The organism is Marinilabilia sp. (assembly GCF_016278715.1).
Lineage (GTDB): Bacteria > Bacteroidota > Bacteroidia > Bacteroidales > Marinilabiliaceae > Marinilabilia.
In genome coordinates, this window is the sequence record NZ_JADQBH010000314.1 from 1 (window position 1) to 5,748 (window position 5,748).

The window sequence follows — 5,748 nt, forward strand, 5'->3', positions numbered from 1 at the left end:
TTTTTTGTTTTGATTTCATACTTTATATTGTTGCTAATGGAGATAGGATAGCGGATTACTCCACTTACCCCCTCGCAGCCCCGGACGTACAATTTTCCCGAATCCGGTTCCTCTGCATTTTACATTCGTTTCAAGATGCTAATTTAAAGATTTCCAGTCACTTCCACAGGAAAATAGTTTAGTTCAACAACAGCCTCCAATATCAAGCTCGTGAAAGCAATGCTTGATCGGAATCTAAGCTATTTATCACTTGTCATCCAGGGTCTAGCTTTAATATAAGTCTGAAAAAGACTATCCTTAAACCTATAATATCTTTCACGCAATTTGATTAATTCTGCTCCGTATTCATCTGTAACTAAATGACCTACATATTGACTTGCATTCTCTATCCCATAGTCCAATGCAATTTTATATGCATCAGTTGTCCACACTTCACCATCCGATTTCACACTTTGAGCCATCGCTCTAAGAACCGCTTCTCTTTGATATGAAGATGCTACAGCTTTTTTAAATCGACCTTCCAAAACTGGGTCAGTTTCTTTTTCCGCGATTTCTTTTAAAGTTGATTCAATATAATCATGGTCGATTTTTTGAATATTATTTAGATATGCTGTTTTTAAAGCTTGTTTTCCAATCAAGTGAATTAAATATGGATGCCCATTTGCTAACTCAATCATCTTTTTTCTTGCGCCTTCATCAAATGTGATAAATTTTTTAATTGAGCCCTCAGCATTACTGATAATTTCATCTAATTCAATATCTGACATGGAAGGAAGATTAATTACACTATCTGCAAAAAGTCTATCCGTGCTTCCGTGTTCTTTTAAAAGGTTTTGTAAATCTTGAGCAACACCAACAACACAAAATTTTACTGATGGACTATTCGTTGCCAATGATTTTAACAACTTAGCAAATCCCTCTGGATTTTCAATTTGGTCAAATTCATCAATAACTATTAAAATTCCATCCTTTGCAATCTCTATATCATTTAATTGTTTAATAATATTTTCAAATATCACATCTACTTCGTGTGTTTTTATTACACTTTCATTTGTTAATTCTCCCGAATGTTCTGCTCCTGCTTTTAATACTTTTACATCGAAACCACCACTCAACTTATCCAATTCTTTTTTTGCAGCAGGAATATCATAAACCCATTCAAGAAGGCAATCTCGACGAGTTAATAATCTAATTAATAAATCATCTATTGTTTTGACTTTATTGCCACAAGCAATATAAAGGCTTAAATAGTCTAGGCTGTCGTCATAAAAGATTTCTAATTTTTCAAGAAGGGAATTATCACCTTGACTTAAGTTGATTATCTGTCTTGATAGAGAACTTTTCCCAATCCCTCTTGCACCAACAATTGCTATATTATTTCCTTTCGAATTTAAAGCAAAGAAAGCATTTTGGATATAGGAAGAACGTCCTGCAAATTTTTCCGAATCATCAATTTCTCTTGCAGGAATAAATGCATTTGAAATTTGTTTTATTGTTACTCTATCCATATTTTCCATTTTATCGGGTTCGTTCTAATTATTGCCAACTCCTTTATCCATTACATTGGTTGCTGTTATAAAACTTTCATCTTCCTTAAAGGCACACAATACATGCAATTTATCCCTGTATGGTGTACTGTTTAAGGTCGTTTATTATCTCTCCCCAAATTGGAAACAGTTTCCTATTGATATGAGATTATTCTTTTCCGATATGCTGTAATAATTCCGTCTTCGCTAATAGGAGAAGCAAAAGTCACTTTCTCAATATATCAGAAAAATTCTTTATTCCCTCTTCCGCAAATCTTAAAGAATCATGCTAGCAACCCTTAAATCACTAAAGTATACACAACGGCTCCTTTTCCAAAGATGCCTTTCAATCAGTATTTGCATAAACCACAAAATCCCTATGGTCATTGCCTCCTACTTTTTCATCATCTCAATCAATCGCTCGCTTAAAACCAGCATATTTTCCATCAATTTTACCAACAACTTGGTTGGTTCTTCAGGAGAGGTATTAAAAGAATCATTTATCGTACTACTGTTACCAACTCCTGACGCGGCCAATGCAGCTGGGGAATCTGTAAAAGGAGAATTATTAAAACTCTCTATAAAAGCATCAGGCTGTGCTGTTAAAACAGAAATTGGATCGATATTCAAGAACTCAGATATTTTTTGCACCAGTTCCACAGTAATTTTGGTTTCGCCCCGTTCATACTTCGTATAAGCTGCTTCGCTCAGGCCAAGATGTTCAGCCACTTCGAGAGCCTTTTTGTCACGCATTTTGCGGTAAAGAGCCAGGTTACGGCCTATCTTCTTATTCTCGAGTACGGTAAATTGATCGTTATTATCCATGACTTTAGGGTTTTAGTGTAGAGTAGCTCCGTCATTCAGATATACAACGGAAAGGATAACGAAAATTCAGAAGACAAAAAACCGTTACCACTTAAACTCAACGCATTAAACATTTATTTATTTGTTAACTTCTTTAACGAAAAGTTTGATTATGCAAGATAAAGGAAATTTGGGATTTAACCAATCCGGGTTCAAAAGTCTGCACCTGCAAAAATAAATTGTCAACATATCACTATTCAAAAGGATAATGTTTTAATGACCGATTTTTACTATTAAAAAGGCGCGCTGGCCCGTCCGCTTTTCGGGCCGGCGGTGGCGGGAAGGCTTAAGGTTATCTTGAACGTAGGTATGTGGCTTGAAGAATCCGACCTTGGCAGATAAGCCTAAAAACAAGGTTGTTTTATCGTTAAATCGTCTCTGTTTGAATCTCGTGCGCGCAGCAAGCGAGATGAGTTTTGACGATTTCGATAAAAGAACCGTAGTTTTTAGAGCGAAAGCTGACTCAGTCTTGACCTTTTTTTGATTACTTTTTTTGTGTCAAGACAAAAAAAGTAATTCAGGGTCTAAGGGATGAAATCCCTTTACCCACAATTCAACAGATTCCTTTTAAGGAAAAACGAAGCGAACTGTTAAAACCGCGCGCTGGCCCGTCCGTTTTCCGGGCCGGCGGTGGCGGAAAGCCAAAATGGGCGATTTTCACGGCCTTGTGCAATGGGAGGAAATTTTGGCTTTCGCGGGGAGATAAGATAAAGCGGACTAGTCCCGATATAGGTTTTGTAAAGTTTTTATGAAGAAAACTCACAAAAAACATAATCGGTATTTCGTCCTTTTTGGGCCAGTGCCTCCGTTAAAGCTTCGGCGACACGCAGAATGCCCAAAAGAACAAACAAAATTTATTCCGCCCTAAAAATGGAAAAAGGCTATCGTTCCTTCATTCTTTTCACTTCCGATTTAAAAAAATCCTTAAGCCGAAGCTTTCCGTATTGATTAGCAATATTATCATAAGCCATAGCGGTTAAAAAGAACTCAACCGGCCCATATACTTTTGATGAGGTAAATGTCCTTAAAAGCCAGATGGTAAATCGCCTTGTCCAGTCGGGGAGATGACTGATTTTTATTGGCTTTTCCCAGGCTTTAAGTGCAGTCTCTGCCAATTCGTTTTGTGTAAAAATGTCGATACCTCCAACGGATTCCTCATCAACCCCTGCAATCATCTTATCCACACATACCTTTGCCAAATCCTCTCCGTGAATCGGATTCAACTTCAACGTTCCGTCTCCAAATAAATACACCCTTCCCGCTTTTGCCATTGCAAGAAAATCTTTCATGTCAGAGAAAAATCCATTGGGGCGTATAACACAATAGCGGATTCCTGAACTTTTCAATTCATCGACAAACTTTTCTTTAGCTTCAAAGATTTTTAAATGTCTCAATTTATTGCCATTGATAGCTGAAATATACTGAAATGCCTCAACTTTATCCTGTAAAGCCTCCTTCAGTAAATTTGAATTCCCCTGGTAGTCAACATCCATATAGGTCAATCCGTCTTTCTGACGAGTGATACCAATAGAAGAAAAAACCCAGTTAATATTGTTGGTTATTCCCTTTATAGAATCAGGATCTATCACCTGCCCCACAAAGAAGTCGTCAACATCATCAAATCTATCCTTTTGAGCTTCTTTTCTAACCAGAACTCTTACCCAAAAACCTCTGACTTTAAGCTCCTTGACAAGATATTGTCCTAAATATCCGGTTGCTCCTGCTACTAATACTTTTATTGTTTTCATCTTTTTATTTCAAAGCTATAGGTTCGGCAGCAGGAACTACTTGACCATCGTCAAGAATTTCTTTTAGCAAATACTCTTGTTTTTATTCTGCTTAGTGTTTCCGGAGATACCCCTAAAAAAGAGGCGATGTATTGCTGTGGTACACGTAGAAATAATTCCCCCTGTGTATTTAACAAATCAATGTAGCGTTCTTCTGCTGATTTTGTTACAAATGATGCAATCATCTTTTGGCTGGCAATCAACTCATTTTCTGTAGCAATTCTGGCAATTACTTCAAACCTGGGAACCTCTTTCAGCAGGGGTTCGATGTTTGCTTTTCGAAAAATAAACAGTTCAGTTGGCTCAACGGCCTGATAATTCTCAATAGCCGGAATATCATAGGTATAGCTTTCTCCTGCGCATATAAATTGTCCTTCGGAATAGAAGAAAGCAGTTCGGTCATTTCCGTCCACATTATAAAAAAGCCTCACGCACCCTTCTGTTACAAAATATATTTCGTCTGCTATTCTCCCTTCAGTAAATATCAACTCATTCTTCTGATAAACCTTTTTTTCCACCGCGCTTTGGAGCAGTCTGGTTTCATGCTCATTTAGTAGTGTATATCGATTTATGTTTTCTATTAATCTATCCATGTTTCCAATTCTGCATTTCGCTCTTTTACAAAATTAGGCTTTTCTATTTTCTGATGCTTCTCTCACAAAAACACACTGTCGCAAGGCTCAAATTACGATTATTAAAACCTCATTCCCGAAATACCGAAATCCCAGGTTCATAGATCCTTTCCCCCAATAATCTTGCGTGAATACGAAGTATTTGACCGAAAACTATATGCTGCCATCATTTATCATGGAATAAATATCCAGGCTTATATACCTCCCGGCCTTTATTTCACAATCTCTCATTGTTCCTTCGTAATTAAAATCAAGCTTCGACAGCCCTATTTTACAATTTTTGTTCTCTGATTCCACAAATCCTTCAATCCTGTGAAGTCCTAACTTCTTAAATCCATACTCACAGATCAATGGCATTATTTCTGTCATAATCCCTTTTCCCCAAAATTCAGGAATTAGCCAAAAACCAACTTCAGCCTTTTTATGTTCCTTATCCACATCATTGAGTCCCCCTGCACCATAAAACTCTTTTCCGTCCTTGGAGCATATTGCCCACCAAATGCCCGTTTCATTTTTTTCTAAATCTCTAAACCAGGTAATCTGTTCTTTTGTGGCTTCTAAACTATCGAAGCTTATTCCGTAATATTTTATAACATCAGGATGAGAAAGTCCTTTATAGACATTTTCTAAATCGTTAACGGTAAATTGCCTCAGTATAAAACGCTCAGATTCTATCTTTTGAAAATAATTACTCATTGCTTTATTTATTTTCTAATTTTACATAATCCGAAGAGGCGCTTAGAATTAAGTCAATCGTGCAGAAAGAACAACAGCATATTCGCCTCCTCCCACGAACAATGGGTTTCCGTATAGACAGGACTTTTTGCTCCCTTTTCCCGGATTAGAATCTTCAGTATTCTCATCAGTATAAAATTATTCTAATCTGATGGCCCTATAACTGCCATAGTAGAAGATTATACTTATTAATTAAAACAACTT

5 protein-coding genes are annotated in these 5,748 nt (G+C 36.8%); all 5 read right to left on the minus strand.

Annotation, left to right across the window (positions count from 1 at the left end):
* Positions 1–239 precede the first annotated feature (239 nt).
* Positions 240–1,508, minus strand: coding sequence for an ATP-binding protein (locus tag QZZ43_RS19000; protein ID WP_291862609.1), 1,269 nt, complete (start codon positions 1,506–1,508; stop codon positions 240–242).
* Between the two features lie 411 nt (positions 1,509–1,919).
* Entirely contained in the window at positions 1,920–2,351 is a 432-nt protein-coding gene (locus QZZ43_RS19005) for a helix-turn-helix transcriptional regulator (protein ID WP_291862611.1), read from the minus strand.
* Positions 2,352–3,271: 920 nt separating this feature from the next.
* Positions 3,272–4,138, minus strand: a complete 867-nt coding sequence (locus QZZ43_RS19010) for an SDR family oxidoreductase (protein WP_291862613.1) — start codon at positions 4,136–4,138, stop codon at positions 3,272–3,274.
* Between the two features lie 50 nt (positions 4,139–4,188).
* Positions 4,189–4,770, minus strand: a complete 582-nt coding sequence (locus QZZ43_RS19015) for a Crp/Fnr family transcriptional regulator (protein WP_291862616.1) — start codon at positions 4,768–4,770, stop codon at positions 4,189–4,191.
* Between the two features lie 192 nt (positions 4,771–4,962).
* Positions 4,963–5,505: a GNAT family N-acetyltransferase gene (locus QZZ43_RS19020; RefSeq protein WP_291862618.1), complete on the minus strand. Its 543-nt coding sequence runs from the start codon at positions 5,503–5,505 to the stop codon at positions 4,963–4,965.
* Positions 5,506–5,748: the final 243 nt, after the last annotated feature.

Coding starts and splice junctions, on each gene's coding strand:
- QZZ43_RS19020 (WP_291862618.1), bottom strand. CDS start 5,505: ATGAGTAATTATTTTCAAAAGATAGAATCTGAGCGTTTTATACTGAGG.
- QZZ43_RS19010 (WP_291862613.1), bottom strand. CDS start 4,138: ATGAAAACAATAAAAGTATTAGTAGCAGGAGCAACCGGATATTTAGGA.
- QZZ43_RS19015 (WP_291862616.1), bottom strand. CDS start 4,770: ATGGATAGATTAATAGAAAACATAAATCGATATACACTACTAAATGAG.
- QZZ43_RS19005 (WP_291862611.1), bottom strand. CDS start 2,351: ATGGATAATAACGATCAATTTACCGTACTCGAGAATAAGAAGATAGGC.
- QZZ43_RS19000 (WP_291862609.1), bottom strand. CDS start 1,508: ATGGATAGAGTAACAATAAAACAAATTTCAAATGCATTTATTCCTGCA.